Raw genomic sequence first — 17,548 nt, 5'->3', positions numbered from 1 at the left:
CTGCAATTTAGGATAAGTTTATAATTTCTATAGAAAGGTTGTTACATATTGGGATAGTTAGGGCCACCAGCACCTTCGGGAGTTACCCAGGTAATATTTTGGCTCGGATCTTTAATGTCACAGGTTTTACAATGCACACAGTTTTGCGCGTTGATCACAAAGGATTGCTCGCCTTCTACTTCTTGTACTTCGTAAACGCCGGCAGGGCAGTAGCGCTGTGCTGGCTCGTCAAATTTAACTAAGTTAACGTTAATCGGAATTGATGCATCTTTTAGTTTTAAGTGACACGGCTGCGATTCTTCATGATTAGTATTAGATAAAAATACCGAAGAAAGCTTATCAAAACTGAGTTTGCCATCAGGCTTAGGGTAGTTAATTTTTTCAGCTTGGTTAGCGTCTTTTAAAGTTGCATGGTCAGGTACGTTATCTTTAAAGTTAAACGGTAGGGCACCCTTAAATATATTTTGATCAAGCGTGTTATATGCGCCGCCTGCAAATTTACCTAAGGTATGCATAGCAGGGCCAAAATTACGAGACTGATACAGCTCTTTATACGCCCATGACTTTTTAAACTCAGCGGTGTACTGGGTTAAATCATTATTAGCTAAATCGTTTTGTAGCGCATTAAAAATGACCTCAGCGGCTATCATGCCTGATTTCATAGCCGTATGATTGCCTTTAATTTTTGCAAAATTAAGCGTGCCAGCATCACAGCCCACTAATAAACCACCTGGGAAGTGCATTTTTGGTAATGAATGTAAACCGCCTTTTGCAATGGCACGTGCGCCATAGGCAATACGTTCTCCACCTTCAAGTGTATTTTTGAAAATAGGGTGATGTTTTAATCGTTGAAATTCATCAAACGGGCTTAAGTGTGGGTTAGAGTAATTTAAATCAACAATTAACCCCACAACCACTTGGTTGTTTTCGCTGTGATACATAAAGGCGCCACCGCCAGTGTCACCACTTAATGGCCAACCGGTTCCGTGTACAACTTTACCCAATTGATGTTTAGATTCATCAACTTGCCAAATTTCTTTAAAACCTAAACCATAATGCTGTGGTGAACTTTCATCGTCTAAAGCAAACTGATTGATAAGTTGCTTACCTAAATGACCGCGACAGCCCTCAGCAAATACTGTGTACTTAGCGCGTAGCTCCATACCTGGCATGTAACCGTCTTTTTCATTGCCATCTTTATCTACACCCATATCGCCAGTAATGATGCCTTTTACAACATCATCTTCAATAATGACTGAATGCGCACTAAAGCCTGGAAATATTTCTACTCCAAGGTTTTCTGCTTGCTCTGCTAACCAGCGACATACATTACCCATAGAAACAATGTAGTTACCCTTGTTATGAAATGTATTTGGTGTAGCAAAGTGAGGAATTGAGGTTGCTTTATGTTCGTTGTTAAACCAGTAAATCTCATCATTTACCACTTTAGTCGAAACAGGAGCGCCGAGTTCCTGCCAATTTGGCAGTAATTCGTCAAGTGCTTTGGTTTCAAAAACGGCACCTGATAATACATGTGCGCCAACTTCTGAGCCTTTTTCAACTACACATATCATGCACTCTTGTTGTTTTTCTTGTGCTTGCTGCGCGAGTTTAATTGCTGTTGAAAGCCCCGCAGGACCTGCCCCTACAACAACAACATCAAATTCCATGGTTTCGCGTTCAATCATAATAACCTCTTTATCTATGACGGACTCACCTTTGCATTATTTGGCAAAAAGTAAGCTAAGCAACCTGTTTCTTTGTTATGCAAATTAATCGTTACAGGTTGTGAATAGTTTAAGGTTATTTTAGGTTGACGTTTACGTCAACAGGAAGTAGTCTGATTTCATAAAATAAATAGGTTGACGTAGACGTTAGCTTATAGGTTTAAATAATTATGGAGTCCCTATGAAAGTTCTCGTACCAATAAAAAGAGTGATCGACTACAACGTAAAAGCTCGCGTTAAACCTGACAACAGCGGTGTTGATTTAACTAACGTAAAAATGGCCATGAACCCATTTTGTGAAATTGCTGTGGAAGAAGCGATTCGTTTAAAAGAAGCGGGTACTGCAACCGAAGTAGTTGTTGTTACTATTGGCGCTAAAGCATCTCAAGAACAATTACGCACAGCACTGGCTTTGGGCGCAGATAAAGCGATTCATGTTGAAACAGAAGAAAACTTAGAGTCTTTACATATAGCAAAATTGCTTGCCAAAGTAGTTGAACAAGAATCGCCTGAACTGGTTATTTTAGGAAAACAGTCAATCGATTCTGATAATAATCAAACAGGTCAAATGCTAGCGGCGCTGACTAACCGTGGTCAAGGTACGTTTGCTTCTAAAGTGGTTATTGAAAATGGCAAAGTAAATGTTACTCGTGAAGTTGATGGCGGTTTACAAACCGTTGCACTTAATTTACCCGCAATAGTCACCACCGATTTACGTTTAAATGAGCCTCGTTATGCGTCGCTACCTAATATTATGAAAGCCAAACGTAAGCCGTTAGAAGTTATTGCGGCTGATTCGCTAGGTGTAGATTTAGCCCCGCGTATTGAATTGGTCAGTGTAGAAGAGCCTGCAAAACGTAGCGGCGGGATTATTGTTGAAGATGTTGCACAGCTTGTAGAAAAACTTAAAACAGAGGCAAAGGTGATTTAAATGAAAACTCTTGTAATTGCAGAGCACGATAACGGTGCCTTAAAACCAGAAACCTCAAAAACGATTAATGCCGCTAAAAAATTAGGCTTTGACGTAGATGTATTATTAGCAGGCATAAACCTTGGCGCCATGAGTGAGTCACTCGCGAGCATTGAGGGTGTTGCGAATGTTTTACTTGCTGATAATGCAGTTTATGAGCATCAACTTGCTGAAAGCATGACAGATCTAGTGTTATCACTTGCAGATAGTTACAGCCATATTGTGGCAAGTGCAACTACTACAGGTAAAAACTTTATGCCGCGTGTTGCCGCATTATTAGATGTAGCGCAAATTTCAGAAATTATTGATGTAATTGACGCTGATACATTTAAACGTCCAATTTACGCGGGTAATGCTATTGCAACGGTTAAATCGCTCGATAGTAAAAAAGTGATCACAGTACGTGCAAGTAGCTTTGATTTACAAGGCGAGCAAGCTCCAGCTAATGTAACCGCTGTAGATGCAGTCTCTGATTCACAGTTAAGCAGTTTTGTTAGTGTTGAACAAACTGAATCAGAGCGTCCAGAGCTAACGGCTGCAGATGTGGTTATTTCGGGTGGTCGTGGTATGCAAAATGGTGAAAATTTTGCATTATTAAATGGCATTGCCGATAAACTCGGTGCCGCTATTGGTGCATCACGTGCAGCGGTTGACGCGGGCTTTGTGCCTAACGATATGCAAGTAGGGCAAACAGGTAAAATTGTCGCGCCTAATTTATATATTGCTGTGGGTATTAGTGGTGCCATTCAGCATCTTGCAGGTATGAAAGATTCAAAAGTTATTGTTGCCATTAATAAAGACCCTGATGCACCAATATTCCAAGTAGCTGATTACGGTTTAGTTGCTGACTTATTTGATGTTTTACCACAGTTAGAGCAAGCACTATAAAGGACAGCAATAAACCGCTCCTAAAGTAACAAATTCTGATTTAAAGCCGCCGTTTCATTATTGATTCTGCGGCTTTTTTAATTCAACAACTCCACTTATCTAAATTACTTGCGATTTAAGTTTTTTTACTACAAAGTGACAGCGTTGTCATTTGTAGCAATACAAATTATTAAATAGGAGCCAAAATGACAAGGTATAAAGCACTTGATGCTATGCGTGGGCTAACCATAGCGTTAATGATACTGGTAAACACTCCGGGATCGTGGTCCCATGTGTATGCCCCTTTACTTCATGCAGATTGGCATGGCTGTACCCCTACGGATGTAATTTTTCCGTTTTTTATGTTTATTATTGGCTCTGCGATGTTTTTTTCGTTCAAAAAAACGAACAGTGCAGCCAGTGCTAGCCAAGTATTAAGACTAGTTAAACGTGGAGCAATTATATTTGCCATTGGTCTAGCTTTAAATATTTATCCCTTTACTACCAATATAGAAAACTTGAGAATATTAGGTGTACTGCAACGTATAGGGATAGCCTATATTTTAGCGTCTATCTGTGTGTTGTTTTTAAATAGGCGAGGGGTGTTAACGCTATCGGTTATTACCTTAATTGCTTATTGGTTATTACTGTTAAGTGTTGGCGCTGAAAATGCTTATACACTCGAACATAACCTAGTTAGAGCGCTCGATATTGCCGTACTAGGTGAGTCGCATTTATGGCAAGGTAAAGGGCTCGCATTTGATCCAGAAGGGCTGATCAGTACGTTACCCGCAGTGGTGAGTGTATTATTTGGTTTTGAAGTGACCCGCCTGTTAACGAGCACAAGTAGCAAGTGGACAAGCATTAAGCGTTTATTAGTTATTGGTGTAGTTGCAGTTGTTATCGGGCAATTAAGCTCAATGGTTATGCCAATTAATAAATCACTTTGGACTAGTAGCTTTGTTATTTACACATCCGGGATTGCCTGTATTGTGTTGGCATTTTTTGTTTGGCTTTGTGACATTGTTAAACCTGATCGTCTTGTTAATCCATTAATTGTGTATGGATCAAACCCACTGTTTATATATGTATTATCGGCTGTGTGGGTACTGAGCTATTCACTGATTAGTATTGGCGAGCTAAACTTGGGGGATTGGATGTATCAGCAACTCGCCTTAGTTATGAGCGCTAAATTGGCATCGTTCACCTTTGCTTTATTGCATGTTATTGGCTTTTGGGTAATTTCGAATGTGCTTTATAAACGAAAAATATTTATAAAGATTTAGTATTTATAACAATTTGCTTCCCTAAGCGGGAGGCTAATTGTTCAAGTATTTATGCACATTAATATATCAGACAATAAAAAACCAACCCGCGGGTTGGTTTTTTTATTTAACGTTACAAAGCTTAGCTTAGTACGTTGCGCTGCCTTTGGTACGTGGGAACGCAATCACATCACGTACGTTACCCATACCGGTAACATAAGCAACTAAGCGCTCAAACCCTAAACCAAATCCAGAGTGTGGCACGCTACCGTATTTACGTAGATCGCGGTACCAGCTGTAGTCTTCTTTGTTTAAGCCCATCTCTTCAAGGCGTGCATCTAATACATCAAGACGCTCTTCACGTTGTGAACCACCAATGATCTCACCAATACCTGGTGCTACTACGTCCATAGCAGCAACAGTTTTGCCGTCTTCGTTTTGGCGCATGTAGAATGCTTTAATATCACGCGGGTAGTTTTTAATAACAACCGGTGCTTTAAAGTGTTCTTCAGCTAGGTAGCGCTCGTGCTCAGACTGTAAATCTACACCCCATTCAACGTCGTACTCAAATTTCTTGCCACACGCTTTTAAAATCTCTACAGCATCGGTGTAGTCAACTTGGGCAAAGTCTTTTTCAACAAATTCTTCTAAACGGCTAATGGCTGTTTTTTCAACACGTAATGCGAAAAATTCCATGTCGTCACGGCGTTCTTCTAATACAGCTTTAAATACATACTTAAGCATGTTTTCAGCCAGTTTTGCGATATCTTCTAAATCAGCAAACGCAACTTCTGGCTCTACCATCCAAAATTCAGCTAAGTGGCGAGATGTATTTGAATTTTCTGCACGGAACGTAGGACCAAAGGTGTAAATTTTTGACATAGCTGATGCATATGTTTCACCGTTTAGCTGGCCAGATACCGTTAGAAAGGCTTCTTTACCAAAAAAGTCTTCGCTGTAATCAATCTCGCCTTTGTCCGTCATTGGCAGATTTTGCATATCAAGCGTTGATACACGGAACATCTCACCTGCGCCTTCACAGTCACTTGCAGTAATAATTGGCGTGCTGATCCAGTAAAACCCTTGCTCATGGTAAAAACGGTGGATTGCTTGTGCTAAACAGTTACGGACACGTGTTACTGCGCCAATCATATTAGTGCGAGGGCGAAGGTGAGCGTGTTCACGTAAATACTCAATGCTGTGGCGTTTAGCCGACATTGGGTAGGTGTCTGGGTTTTCAACCCAACCTAACACAGTTACTGAGTTAGCTTGAATTTCGAAAGATTGACCTTGTCCTGCTGATTGTACTAATACACCGGTAACCGACACAGAACAGCCTGCTGTTAAGCTTGTAACTTCATCATAATTATTCAGTGAATTAGGAACTACCGCTTGAATAGGATCAAAACACGAACCGTCATGAACGGCTAAAAATGATATTCCTGCTTTTGAATCGCGGCGTGTACGGATCCAGCCTTTAATGGTTACTTGGCTGTCTACCGCAACATTGCCTTTTAATAGCTCTGAAATCGCTAAATGGCTCATCTTCACTCCAATGATATAAGTTGCCTAACTATATAAATTAACTGTGCGTTACTCATGCTTTTTAGCATTTGAGGTCACTGCACTTGAACCTTGTATAATACCTAGTAAAGTAAAATAAAAAAACTGTTGTGGGCAACTCTTTAAAAGTTTTTAGTGGTACGTTGTTTTTTTAACCAATTTTTACAGTTAAATAACCACTATTACCATTTGTTGCTCTGAAATTTCATCAATTTGTGGCATTATTAGTAAATAAACCGAATTGACGTATTAATAAAAAATGGATGCTATGAAACAAGTTTTTATTTTACGAGGGCTACCAGGCAGTGGTAAGTCATATTATGCGCAAAATCTCGCCGAGGAACTTTCCGGAGCAGATGAAAGCCAATATTTTATTTGCTCAACAGATGATTACTTTGTTAACGAGCAGGGTGAGTATCATTTTGATAAGTTTAAATTATCGCAATATCATAATTTAAACTTGGCCCGTTTTATTAATGCCTTAGCACAAGGCATTGAACTGGTAATAGTGGATAACACCAATATTAAAAAGTGGGAATTTATTGCCTATTCACAAGCAGCCATTGCTTTAGGCTATCAGGTAAAAGAAGTGATTGTTGGCGAAGTGAAAGATAAATCAATGCAACACTTATACGCAAAACGCAATAGCCATAACATACCGTTAAAAACGATTAGTAAAATGGCTTACATGTTTGAGTGGTAATTATTAAATTTTAGCTAATACGTCTATGTCAGAGTGTGTAATGGCATCTAAATGAGCGGTGATTTTTTCACTGCTCCAGTCCCACCATGCAATCGCTAGAAGTTTATTAATTGTCGCATCATCAAAACGCTTTTTTATCAATTTTGCAGGGTTACCGCCAACAATGCCATAGGCGGGCACATCAGACGTTACCACAGATTTACTTGCTATAATGGCACCATCACCGACTTTTACTCCTGGCATAATGGTGGCGTTGTAACCTATCCACACATCATTACCTATTTCAGTATCTCCCTTAAAAGGTAAATCACCTTGTCGAGGTGCAGATTTTTCCCAGCCATTACCAAATATAAAAAATGGATATGTAGAAAAGCCGGAGGTTTGATGATTAGCCCCATTCATTATAAAAGTAACGTCTTTAGCTATCGCACAAAACTTACCAATAATGAGACGGTCCCCGATAAAATCGAAATGGTAAAGTACATTTTTTTCAAAGTTTTCAGGGCCATCAGGGTCGTCGTAATAGGTATAATCACCAACGTTTATATTCGCAGAGGTGATAAAGTTTTTTAAATAACCTACTTGAGGAAACCCTTCCATAGGTGATGGATTGTTTGGATTTGGTCCGTTCATAGTTTCCTCCAAAGTAGAATATATAAAGCGCTAGCTTTTAAATGCCGCCAGTGGATGAGAGGTACTAAGCGATACATGTACGTTATCACCAGGATTTACCACTACTTCATGACTCACGCGACTTGTAACCACAGTACCACAGGTTAGTTTTATGGCGCATAATCTGCTGCCGCCTTCAAAGCGTACCCAAATTACTTCGCCATTATTTCCTACACTGCTTTGTACTAATAATACATCATCTGGACGAAGTAACACCTCTACCTCACCGTTTTCACAGTCAACACCATGAGCGGGAACATTACCAATATCGGTAAGTGCTTGGCCGTTATTCAGCGTTCCTTTTATAAAACTAGCTTCACCTAGAAAGCGTGCCACAAAGCGATTATTGGGTGCACTAAAGCATTGCTCTGGGCTATCAATTTGCTGTATTTTTCCGCCTTTTAGTACACCCACGCGATCGCCCACCGAAAGTGCTTCTTCTTGATCGTGTGTTACCCAAATAGCGGGTACGCCAGCTTCTTTAAGCGCATTACGTATATCCCAACGTAGCATGTCTTTTAAAGCCGCGTCTAAGTTTGATAGTGGCTCATCAAGTAATACAAAGTCTGGCTGGTGGGCTAGGGTGCGCGCTAATGCAACACGCTGTTTTTGCCCGCCTGAAAGTGTCGCTGGTTTTTTATGTCTAAACGCATCTAAACCGAGTAGCTTTATCCAATGATCAGCAGGGCTTATGTCTTTTAGTTTAAAACACACATTTTGTTCAACCGTTAAATGGGGAAACAACGCAAAGTCTTGAAACACCATACCTACACTGCGTTTTTCAGGGGCTACAGTATGCTTTGGTGTAGCAGTCCATTTAGCAACTTTAATTTCGCCGTCGCTAATTGGTAAAAGCCCAGCTAGGGCTTGTAAAATAGTACTTTTACCACAACCTGTTGGACCAACAAGCATTAAAATTTCGCTTTCACCTAAGGTGAAATTTAAGTCACTAACAACACGATTACTGCCATAATCTATAGACAACTGACTTACAGATAGCATTTATATAAATCCTTAATGTTCAAACTGGTTGCGTTTCTCGCCAGACATCATAATAGCTAAAGCCGCCGCCGAAATCACCACCAACAATAACCCAGGTATTGCTGCGCGGCCAAAATAACCGGCTTCGTAAACACGCCATAAATAAGTAGATAAGGTTTCAAAACCAGTTGGACCCAATAATAGTGTGGCTTCTAATTCACGCATCGACTCTAAAAAGACTAAAGCAGCACCTGCAATAATACCCCGCATAGTCAGTGGTAAAGTAATACGTGTGAAAGCTTCACGTGGGCTTGCGCCTAACACACGGGCTGATTTTACTAAGCTTGGATCAAGGTGCTCGGTGCTGGTACGCACAGAGCCAACCGCAAGTGGTAAAAAACGTAGCATATAAGCAATGATCAACAAGCCCAGTGTTTGATATAAAAATGGCAGTTGTAAGCCGCCATACACAAGCGCTGTGCCCATAACAATCCCCGGAATACCAAAACCAAAGTAAGTAACGCGTTCCATCACTTTACCTGCTTTTCCGGTTAAAGCAGCATGCGCCACAGGAATAGCCACAATAACTGTAACAATAGCTGCAATGGCTGAAGCGTAAGTAGAGTGCCATGCAATACTAAAATCAAACGAACTGAAACCATCACGCACTAGCCAAAGTGTAAATACTGCGAGTGGTAAGCCAATAGCAAGTAATAAAATTGGTGCAAAGGTGGCAAACATCGCGCCTAATTGCCATTTTTTTGGGAATAAAATAAGGGGCCGGCCTTGGCGTTCAGACGCAGTTTTAATTTGCGATTCAAGCATTAGTAAAAAGCCAACAATTACCATTAGCTGCATAGACAACATAGCAGCACGGCTCAGTTCAAAGGCGTTATATTCTACGTAAATAACACGAGTAAAAGTATCTAGACGCATCATTGCCGGTGTACCAAAGTCTGATAGCGTATATAAGGCAACGAGTAACGAACCCGCAGCAATACCATTTACAACACGGGGCAAAATAACTTTAAACACGCTTTGTGTCATCGACATACCCAATGTACGAGCTGCATTGACCATACTGGCATCAAGACTGAGTAAGGAGGAGCGGGTTGTCATCATTACAAATGGGAAGGTATATAGGGTCATTACAATGGCGGCGCCAGTTAAGCCATACATAGAAGGGGTTTCAAAACCAAGTAAGTTATGTATTTCACCACCAGGGCCAAATGCAGCATAAAGCGTAAATGCACCAATATAACTTGGTATAGCTAAAGGGGCGGCAAATACTACTAACCAAAACTTTTTAAATGGCAGCTGCACATAAGCGCTAATAAACGCCAGTGGCACACCAATTAAAATTGAGCCTAATACAGTTAAGCCCATTAACGACAGGGTATTTCCTAAAATGGTTAAATTATGGCTATCAAAAAAAGAGCTTGCGTCACTGGCAAGCGTTATTAAAACAAAAATAGGAGTAAGGGTAACAAGCGCTGCAAGCAGCGCCATAGGATAAGATGGTGGTATTCGCATTATAAAACGCCGCTGCTGCGCATTAAGTCAATAGTTGGACGTAAGTCAGCCAACTGGGTTAAGTCTATTTTAGGTGGCGAAATACTGGTTAATTTAGGCAAGCCATCAGGTTGCTTTATGTCATTTACTAGCGGAATTTCATAAGCTTCGCTCGCTAAATAACTCTGTACTTCAACGCTGAGTAAATAGCGCATAAAGTTAGTTGCTAGTGGGTCGTCAGATAGCGATAAAATACCGGAGGCATTCACTAAACAACCGGCATCTTGCTCTGTAAATGCAAGATCAAGTTTAGCGTCGGGCTTACCAGACTTCAAACGTAACGTGTAGTAGTGATTAGCAAAACCAATATCTACTTCACCACGTTCAACGCCCATTACTACACCGAGTTCGCCAGCGTAGGTTTTTGAGCGTTTTTGCACTTTTTTAAGCCATTTAGCAGTTTTATCATCGCCTTCTAAAATTCGCATAGCGGTAACAAACGATTGAAAAGAAGCATAAGCTGGTGCCCAACCAATACTTAAATCACTGTCGGCTATTTCCATAATGCTTGTTGGAATTTGCTCTTTGGTTAAACGCTCAGTATTAAAAGGCAAAGTACGTATACGACCAGTTACAGGTGCCCACTCATCATATCTAAACTGTGGCTGTAGCTGTGCAGATAAATCACTAGGCATAGGTTTAGCAAGCCCTGCATCGGTTACTAAACCAATAGCGCCCGAATCGACAGCCCAAAATAAGTCTGCACGTTTAACACCCGCTTTGGCTTCGGCAACAATCGTATTAGCCAAAGCTGCAGTTGGACCGCGTCGAATAGCAAGGTCTAAATCCGGGTTCTTTTTTTGAATGGCTTGTAAAACGTTTTCGTATAAGCCACCTTCACCACGTCCTAAATAAAGGGTGAGTTCGCCTTTCAGTTTAGGTAATGTATCTACCGACACGGGGTTGGCAATATCAGCGGCAAACGCGCGTGAAAGAGATAGCGGCAAAGCGCCAGCTATCCCTAACGCAGCTAAGCCTTGAATAAAGGTTCTGCGTTCCACTTAAAATACATCCTTACGTGACTTTTCTGCTTTTTCAATTAGCGTTTGTGCACGAGTTAACTTAGTTTGCATATCAACAACCACTTCACGTACTTGATTTACTGTTTTATTACCTGAAATAGCTTGCGGTAGGGTTACGTTAAAGTCTTTTTCAAGTACTTCTACTAAGTTAGCGTCTTGCTCAATGAGTGTGCCTTCTACACCTTCAAATAAATGCAGGTAAGTATCGTGAACTATACTGGTTGCTTCATCGCTTAAACGTTCTGCGTATTTAGCGACCACTCGGTCTAATTTATGTTTAATTTCATCAATGGTCGCGCTTTGCGTCATTTCTTTTGTTGCTGTGGCTTTAACGCTTTTTAATAACCCTTTTTGTTGAAACTGAGCCGCTAGCTTAACTGCGCCTAGGCCTTGCCATAAAGCATTGTTCATTGCTTGTTGCTGCAAACGTACTTCTGAGGCTGGCTTTTTGTTATCAATAGCCATTTTTATGCCATACAAACCTTGCCAAATAGAGGCATACACAGGGACATAATTTGTTTCTATGGCGCTGTGAAATTTAACCGATTCCCAGTACTCAATTAAGTCATCAGTATTAACTGCTTTAGCGCCTTTTTTCTCGTAATCGCTTACTAGGGTATCAACCTTTGAAACCATCCACTCAACGTCTTCGTTGTAGGTTTTTAAATTAGCTTGAAGGTGATTAACATGCTCACCAATTGGGCCGTTAGCAAGTGCCGGTTGTGCAAAAATCGCAGAAGCGAGTAAAAAAGTTGCACTTAATGTCTTGGCAGGCTTAAGTAATATTTTCATAGCAAGTGAGTCCATAAATGTTATTGTAAATGATAGTCATTATCATATCCCTAAACATCCCTTAGATCAACACACTAAATCAAGCCAAGGGGTTAAATTTACTAAACTTTACAGAGGAATAATAACTAAATAGAAATATCAATTTAATTTTAACTTTAGTGGCTAAAATAATTAACCATCTATACGTAATGTTTACCCTTTATGGCGTTATATATAGCATCGCAAAGCTTTTTAATACTGGCATCGTCACTTATATACGGTGGCATTAAGTAAATTAGTTTACCAAACGGGCGTATCCACACTCCTTGGCTAACAAAATAAGCCTGTATTTTAGCTACATCTACTATTCCTGCCTCATCTGTCAGTTCTACCACGCCAATTGCACCTAAAGTGCGAACATTAACTACATCAGTAAGTGAGCCACACTGATGTAATTGTTGAAGTGCTTGGTTTATTTCACTAATTCGTTTTTGCCAATCTTGTTCAAGCAATAAGTCTATACTGGCACATGCCACAGCGCAGGCGAGTGGATTGCCCATAAATGTAGGTCCGTGCATCAAAACACCGGCTTCACCTTCGCTAATGCCTATCGCTATTTTATCGGTCGTTAACGTGGCTGATAAGGTCATGGTGCCGCCGGTGAGTGCCTTGCCAATACAAAGTATATCTGGCTGTACATTGGCGTGCTCTACAGCAAACATTTTACCTGTACGGCCAAAGCCTGTGGCAATTTCATCACAAATGAGCAATACATCGTATTGAGTACATAACTTGCGCACACAGGCTAAATATTCAGGATGATAAAAGTTCATTCCTCCCGCGTTTTGTACTATGGGTTCAATAATAAAGGCGGCAACATGCTGGTGGTGTTTTAAAAAATAGTGTTCTAGTTCATCCGCCTCGGCTTGATTAAACTCGTCATGAAATTGGCTAACAGGTGCAGGTACAAATACATGCTCAGGTAAAAAGCCAGAGTACAAGCTATGCATAGAATTAACCGGATCGCACACACTCATGGCCGCAAAGGTATCGCCATGATAGCCCTTAAACGGAGTCATTAACTTTTGTTTAGTATTAATGCCTTGGCTTAACCAATACTGCAGCGCCATTTTAATCGCTACTTCAACACTTACCGAGCCGCTGTCGGCTAAAAATACTTTATTTAAATGCTCGGGCGTTATTGCTACTAGCTTTTTACAAAGCTCCACTGCGCTGTAATGGGTAATGCCGCCAAACATTACATGGCTCATTTTATTGATTTGCTCTGTCATCGCATTATTTAAAACGGGATGATTGTAGCCATGTATTGCGCTCCACCAAGAGGCCATACCGTCAATGAGTTTCTCGCCTGTTTCTAGGTGTATAAGGTTGTGATTGGCGTTTGTAACAGGATAAACCGGAATTGGTTGAGTCATTGATGTATAAGGGTGCCAAATGTGATTTCGGTCAAAATCAAGGTCTATTGTGTGTTTTGTGCTCATATGTAAACTTTAGCTATATGGGTTTCGTTGACAATGGTACGACAATACGTATTCTAAGCCAATAACACCAAGAGCAAAAAATAAAAGAGAGTATTATGGAGCTTGCAACAGTTCGCCACGATTGGACCCATAGCGAGGTTAAAGCCTTATTTGAAATGCCGTTTAACGATCTGCTTTTTAAAGCCGCGACCGTACACCGTGCTAATTTTAATCCTAATCAGGTGCAAATTTCTACTTTACTATCAATAAAAACAGGTGCTTGCCCTGAAGATTGTAAATATTGCCCGCAGTCTGGTCATTATAAAACCGACCTAGAGCGAGAGCGCCTGCTAGAAGTAGAAAAAGTAGTAGAGCAAGCACGCCTTGCAAAACAAAAAGGCGCCACCCGTTTTTGTATGGGCGCTGCGTGGTCAGATCCTAAAGATCGTGATATGCCGTACATTTCAAAAATGGTTAAAGAAGTAAAAGAGCTTGGCCTTGAAACCTGTATGACCCTAGGTAAGCTCACCAATGAAAAAGCCCATGCGCTGAGTGATGCAGGGCTTGACTACTATAACCATAATTTAGATACCTCACCTGAATACTACGAACAAATTATATCTACCCGTACCTTTGCAGACAGACTAAACACTATTGATCATGTGCGTGATGCCGGTATGAAAGTTTGTTCTGGTGGTATTGTCGGTATGGGTGAGCAACCCAGCGATCGTTATGGGTTATTAATGCAATTGGCAAATTTGCCGCAGCAACCAGAAAGCGTCCCAATTAACATGCTAGTAAAAGTAAAAGGGACACCGCTTGAAAACGTAGACGACTTAGATCAGTTTGAGTTTATTCGTACTATTGCCACCGCGCGTATTATGATGCCACACAGCTATGTGCGATTATCGGCAGGGCGCAGCGCAATGAATGAGCAAATGCAATCGATGTGTTTTTTTGCCGGTGCTAATTCCATTTTTTATGGTGATAAACTCCTTACTACAGAAAACCCAGAAGCTGATGCTGATATGCAATTAATTAAAAAACTGGGTATGAACCCTGAAACGTCAGAAGACTATTCAGATGAAGCCGTTGCTGCGTCGTTATCTTCTAAAGTGGCCGATAAAGCCAGTTCAGAATTGTTTTATCCTGCTTAACATTGTGTATTGCTATGTCATTTGATTTTATAAATAGCCATTTACAAGCGCGCCAGCAAAGCGCGCTCAACCGCAAGCGTTATGTTATTGAGCAAGCCAGTGCGCGTGAAATTATAGTTGATAATAAACGCTATCTTAACTTTGCCAGTAACGACTACCTAGGCTTTGCCGATGAGCCCACTTTGCTTGAAGGTATGCATAGCTTAGGAAGTCATAGCTCTGCTTTAGTTACTGGCTATCAAGGTGTGCAGCAACAGCTCGAAAAATACTTATGTGCTCAGTTGGGCTATAACAATGCCATGCTGTTTAATTCGGGCTTTAGTGCTAATAGCAGTGTTATAAAAGCGCTATTTCAAGATAAAGCCATTGCTCAGCAAAGTGCGATTTTTCAGGATAAACTTAATCATGCGAGCTTAATCGACGGCGCACTGCATGCAAACGCGGCACTTGTACGCTTTAACCATAACGACATGAATCATTTACGTTCACGGCTCGAAAAGTCCAATGCTAAGTATAAACTGATCGTGAGTGAGGGTGTATTCTCAATGGATGGCGACCAAGCACCATTAATTGAGTTACTTAGTTTAGCTAAAGCACATAACGCCTGGTTAATGATAGACGATGCGCATGGCTTTGGCGTACTGGGAAAATCGGGTTTGGGAAGCTGTGAGCCACTTATAGCGGCAGATAATTTACCAGATATTTTAGTGATCACCTTTGGTAAAGCGGTAGCAAGTAGTGGGGCGTGTGTATTAGGTTCAAGTGAATTTGTTGATTACATGTTGCAGTTTAACCGCGATTACACTTATTCGACTGCAATGTCGCCATTTATTGCTTTGCATACATTATCAAGAATTAAAACCATACGTGATGCTAACCACAAGCGTGCAAAATTAAACGTTAATATTGCTTTATTTAAACGTTTAGCCAATGAACACAAAATTGCCTTAATGGATTCAACAACTGCCATTCAACCCCTAGTTTTAGGGTGTGCCGAACAGACCTTAAAAGCCTGTGAGCAGCTCAAACAGCAGGGGATTTGGCTAACCGCTATTCGCCCGCCCACGGTGCAGCATAATACCTCAAGGCTTCGCGTTACCTTAACCGCCGCCCATACCGAGCAAGATATTACAACATTGGTAAACTGTTTAAAAAAGGCCATTGCATGATAAGCGCACACGCTACAAATGCTAAGTCGCGTATAAAGTCACCGTTAGCTTGTTTAGCTGTTAATAGTTTAAAGCAGGTAACGCAACGCAAGTTTTCAACGGCGGCAAACCAATATGTAGCCCACGCACATGTACAAAAACAAGCTGCAATCGATTTAATTAAACTCATTAAGCTTGATGCGAGCACAAAGCACAAACATTGTGTTGATTTAGGCGCTGGGCCGTTAGTGAATACCGAAGAGTTACAAGGAATATATAAACAGGTAATTGCCATGGATTTAAGCCTTACCATGCTTAAAAATAGTGCAGTAACCGCACCGCGTATTTGCGCCGACATGGATAATTTACCCTTTCAACAAAATAGTATTGATGTGGTATTTAGTAATTTTGCAATGCAATGGTCGGCTAATTTTGAAATGCTAATGTATTCATTACATTCAGCTTTAAAGCCCGGTGGGCAGGCGTACATAAGTACGGTGGTAGAAGGCTCACTACATGAAATAAAAACGGCGTTTGCCGCGCTCGATTCGCATAGCCACATTAATAACTTTTTAAGTAGCGATAATATAAACCAATCGGTCAAAAAGGCAGGGTTTATTGTTAATAACGCGACAGAGGTTATTTATACTGATGAGTTTACCAGCCCGCTTAAAGCGATTAGTTCAATTAAAGCCATTGGTGCAACGTCGCAAAATAAAGCAAGCCAACGCCCTGGTTTATTAACTAAATCGGCGCTACAAAAAGTATGTGCGGCGTATCCGCTTATAAACAACCAAGCCCATGTATCTTACCATGTGGTATTGTTATCATTAGAAAAAGCAAAAATTTAAAGGTAAGGCAATGCAGCAATTTTTTATTACCGGTACCGATACCGACGCGGGTAAAACCCACGTAACTAGTTTGCTATTAAAATTACTCGCCCAACATAAGCAGCGTGCAATAGGTTTTAAACCGATTGCATCAGGGTGTGAACTTGCGTTTGATCAGCTCGTGAATGCCGATGCCTTAATGCTAATGGAAAGCGCGACTGTGAGTGCTAAATACGACATAATTAATCCGTTTGCTTTTGAGCCCGCCATAGCTCCGCACATTGCAGCAGAGCAAGTGGGAGTAACCCTAAGCGTTGAAAAGCTACTTACCGCTTATAAAAATGTGAAGCAACAAGGTGCAGACTACCTGCTAACAGAAGGTGCGGGCGGCTGGGCATTGCCAATTAACGACAACGAATATTTATATGACTGGGTAAAAGCAGAGCAATTACCCGTAATATTGGTAGTAGGGATGAAACTAGGCTGTATAAATCATGCATTACTCACTGCAGCACATATGCAAAGTATGGGTGTTAATTGCATTGGCTGGATTGCCAACCAAGTTGATGCCACTATGGATGAATACCAAGCAAACCTAGATTCACTTAAAGCACGCTTACCATTTCCGTTGCTTGCTATAAGCCCCTATACCGAGCAAACCCCTAAATTACAAATTTATAAAACCCTTCTTACTGCACTTGCTATAAATGCCTAAACTATACTGCTTTGTAATTTTATAAATATACAAAGCAGTTTATATATTAAATACATCGGTTTAATAAATATGTTTAGCGCCTTAAAATACACACCTTGTATGCA

The 17,548-nt window shown here is 40.8% G+C and carries 16 protein-coding genes; 8 read left to right on the top strand and 8 right to left on the bottom strand.

Annotation, left to right across the window (positions count from 1 at the left end; translation table 11 throughout):
* Window positions 1-41 precede the first annotated feature (41 nt).
* Window positions 42-1,688 carry an electron transfer flavoprotein-ubiquinone oxidoreductase gene (locus CWB78_RS08110; RefSeq protein WP_138595001.1) on the bottom strand — a complete coding sequence of 549 codons (1,647 nt, stop codon included), beginning with the start codon at window positions 1,686-1,688 and terminating at the stop codon, window positions 42-44.
* Window positions 1,689-1,908: 220 nt separating this feature from the next.
* On the opposite strand from CWB78_RS08110, the gene CWB78_RS08105 reads away from it, so the two are divergent.
* From CWB78_RS08105 to CWB78_RS08095, 3 genes are all read left to right on the top strand, one after another.
* Window positions 1,909-2,658 (top strand): electron transfer flavoprotein subunit beta/FixA family protein, encoded by a 750-nt coding sequence (locus CWB78_RS08105; RefSeq protein ID WP_008113816.1) that lies wholly within the window; start codon window positions 1,909-1,911, stop codon window positions 2,656-2,658.
* Window positions 2,659-3,585, top strand: a complete 927-nt coding sequence (locus CWB78_RS08100; RefSeq protein WP_008113818.1) for an electron transfer flavoprotein subunit alpha/FixB family protein — start codon at window positions 2,659-2,661, stop codon at window positions 3,583-3,585.
* 185 nt (window positions 3,586-3,770) lie between these two features.
* Window positions 3,771-4,850 carry an acyltransferase family protein gene (locus CWB78_RS08095; protein ID WP_138594999.1) on the top strand — a complete coding sequence of 360 codons (1,080 nt, stop codon included), beginning with the start codon at window positions 3,771-3,773 and terminating at the stop codon, window positions 4,848-4,850.
* Between the two features lie 126 nt (window positions 4,851-4,976).
* Here CWB78_RS08095 and asnS read toward each other — a convergent pair whose 3' ends face one another.
* A complete protein-coding gene (gene asnS / locus CWB78_RS08090; RefSeq protein WP_008113822.1) occupies window positions 4,977-6,374 on the bottom strand; it encodes an asparagine--tRNA ligase in 1,398 nt (465 codons plus the stop codon).
* Window positions 6,375-6,660: 286 nt separating this feature from the next.
* Here asnS and CWB78_RS08085 point away from each other — a divergent pair, with 286 nt between their 5' ends.
* A complete protein-coding gene (locus CWB78_RS08085) occupies window positions 6,661-7,095 on the top strand; it encodes an ATP-binding protein (protein WP_008113825.1) in 435 nt (144 codons plus the stop codon).
* Window positions 7,096-7,098: 3 nt separating this feature from the next.
* On the opposite strand, the gene CWB78_RS08080 is transcribed toward CWB78_RS08085, so the two are convergent.
* From CWB78_RS08080 to bioA, 6 genes are all read right to left on the bottom strand, one after another.
* Window positions 7,099-7,728 (bottom strand): Vat family streptogramin A O-acetyltransferase, encoded by a 630-nt coding sequence (locus CWB78_RS08080; protein ID WP_138594997.1) that lies wholly within the window; start codon window positions 7,726-7,728, stop codon window positions 7,099-7,101.
* Window positions 7,729-7,758: 30 nt separating this feature from the next.
* Window positions 7,759-8,769, bottom strand: coding sequence for an ABC transporter ATP-binding protein (locus CWB78_RS08075; RefSeq protein ID WP_138594995.1), 1,011 nt, complete (start codon window positions 8,767-8,769; stop codon window positions 7,759-7,761).
* Between the two features lie 12 nt (window positions 8,770-8,781).
* A complete protein-coding gene (locus CWB78_RS08070) occupies window positions 8,782-10,281 on the bottom strand; it encodes an ABC transporter permease (protein ID WP_138594993.1) in 1,500 nt (499 codons plus the stop codon).
* A complete protein-coding gene (locus tag CWB78_RS08065; protein WP_138594991.1) occupies window positions 10,281-11,321 on the bottom strand; it encodes an ABC transporter substrate-binding protein in 1,041 nt (346 codons plus the stop codon). Before CWB78_RS08065 ends, CWB78_RS08070 begins: the two co-directional genes overlap by 1 nt.
* Window positions 11,322-12,134 carry a hypothetical protein gene (locus CWB78_RS08060; protein WP_054201198.1) on the bottom strand — a complete coding sequence of 271 codons (813 nt, stop codon included), beginning with the start codon at window positions 12,132-12,134 and terminating at the stop codon, window positions 11,322-11,324.
* A gap of 179 nt (window positions 12,135-12,313) precedes the next feature.
* The gene (gene bioA, locus CWB78_RS08055; RefSeq protein WP_138594989.1) at window positions 12,314-13,615 is read right to left on the bottom strand and encodes an adenosylmethionine--8-amino-7-oxononanoate transaminase; all 1,302 of its coding nucleotides are present in this window, start codon (window positions 13,613-13,615) and stop codon (window positions 12,314-12,316) included.
* Window positions 13,616-13,710: 95 nt separating this feature from the next.
* Between bioA and bioB the strand changes: the two genes are divergently transcribed.
* From bioB to bioD, 4 genes are read left to right on the top strand one after another with little or no spacing between them, the layout of a single operon-like run.
* Entirely contained in the window at window positions 13,711-14,751 is a 1,041-nt protein-coding gene (gene bioB, locus CWB78_RS08050) for a biotin synthase BioB (protein ID WP_138569682.1), read from the top strand.
* 14 nt (window positions 14,752-14,765) lie between these two features.
* Window positions 14,766-15,920 carry an aminotransferase class I/II-fold pyridoxal phosphate-dependent enzyme gene (locus CWB78_RS08045; RefSeq protein WP_138594987.1) on the top strand — a complete coding sequence of 385 codons (1,155 nt, stop codon included), beginning with the start codon at window positions 14,766-14,768 and terminating at the stop codon, window positions 15,918-15,920.
* Window positions 15,917-16,750 (top strand): methyltransferase domain-containing protein, encoded by an 834-nt coding sequence (locus tag CWB78_RS08040; RefSeq protein ID WP_075169199.1) that lies wholly within the window; start codon window positions 15,917-15,919, stop codon window positions 16,748-16,750. Before CWB78_RS08045 ends, CWB78_RS08040 begins: the two co-directional genes overlap by 4 nt.
* Window positions 16,751-16,760: 10 nt before the next feature.
* A complete protein-coding gene (gene bioD, locus CWB78_RS08035; protein ID WP_138594985.1) occupies window positions 16,761-17,444 on the top strand; it encodes a dethiobiotin synthase in 684 nt (227 codons plus the stop codon).
* Window positions 17,445-17,548: the final 104 nt, after the last annotated feature.

Source organism: Pseudoalteromonas sp. S1612 (assembly GCF_005887175.1).
In the GTDB taxonomy this organism is placed as follows: Bacteria; Pseudomonadota; Gammaproteobacteria; order Enterobacterales; family Alteromonadaceae; genus Pseudoalteromonas; species Pseudoalteromonas undina.
The sequence above is the reverse complement of the archived record's forward strand: the minus strand, read 5'-3'. Positions and strand labels throughout refer to the sequence as shown.

Bases quoted from the DNA above. Each gene is read 5' to 3' on its own strand.
- bioA (WP_138594989.1), bottom strand. From the start codon at position 13,615: ATGAGCACAAAACACACAATAGACCTTGATTTTGACCGAAATCACATT.
- bioB (WP_138569682.1), top strand. From the start codon at position 13,711: ATGGAGCTTGCAACAGTTCGCCACGATTGGACCCATAGCGAGGTTAAA.
- bioD (WP_138594985.1), top strand. From the start codon at position 16,761: ATGCAGCAATTTTTTATTACCGGTACCGATACCGACGCGGGTAAAACC.
- CWB78_RS08095 (WP_138594999.1), top strand. From the start codon at position 3,771: ATGACAAGGTATAAAGCACTTGATGCTATGCGTGGGCTAACCATAGCG.
- CWB78_RS08070 (WP_138594993.1), bottom strand. From the start codon at position 10,281: ATGCGAATACCACCATCTTATCCTATGGCGCTGCTTGCAGCGCTTGTT.
- CWB78_RS08060 (WP_054201198.1), bottom strand. From the start codon at position 12,134: ATGAAAATATTACTTAAGCCTGCCAAGACATTAAGTGCAACTTTTTTA.
- CWB78_RS08100 (WP_008113818.1), top strand. From the start codon at position 2,659: ATGAAAACTCTTGTAATTGCAGAGCACGATAACGGTGCCTTAAAACCA.
- asnS (WP_008113822.1), bottom strand. From the start codon at position 6,374: ATGAGCCATTTAGCGATTTCAGAGCTATTAAAAGGCAATGTTGCGGTA.
- CWB78_RS08045 (WP_138594987.1), top strand. From the start codon at position 14,766: ATGTCATTTGATTTTATAAATAGCCATTTACAAGCGCGCCAGCAAAGC.
- CWB78_RS08085 (WP_008113825.1), top strand. From the start codon at position 6,661: ATGAAACAAGTTTTTATTTTACGAGGGCTACCAGGCAGTGGTAAGTCA.
- CWB78_RS08080 (WP_138594997.1), bottom strand. From the start codon at position 7,728: ATGAACGGACCAAATCCAAACAATCCATCACCTATGGAAGGGTTTCCT.
- CWB78_RS08040 (WP_075169199.1), top strand. From the start codon at position 15,917: ATGATAAGCGCACACGCTACAAATGCTAAGTCGCGTATAAAGTCACCG.
- CWB78_RS08075 (WP_138594995.1), bottom strand. From the start codon at position 8,769: ATGCTATCTGTAAGTCAGTTGTCTATAGATTATGGCAGTAATCGTGTT.
- CWB78_RS08110 (WP_138595001.1), bottom strand. From the start codon at position 1,688: ATGATTGAACGCGAAACCATGGAATTTGATGTTGTTGTTGTAGGGGCA.
- CWB78_RS08105 (WP_008113816.1), top strand. From the start codon at position 1,909: ATGAAAGTTCTCGTACCAATAAAAAGAGTGATCGACTACAACGTAAAA.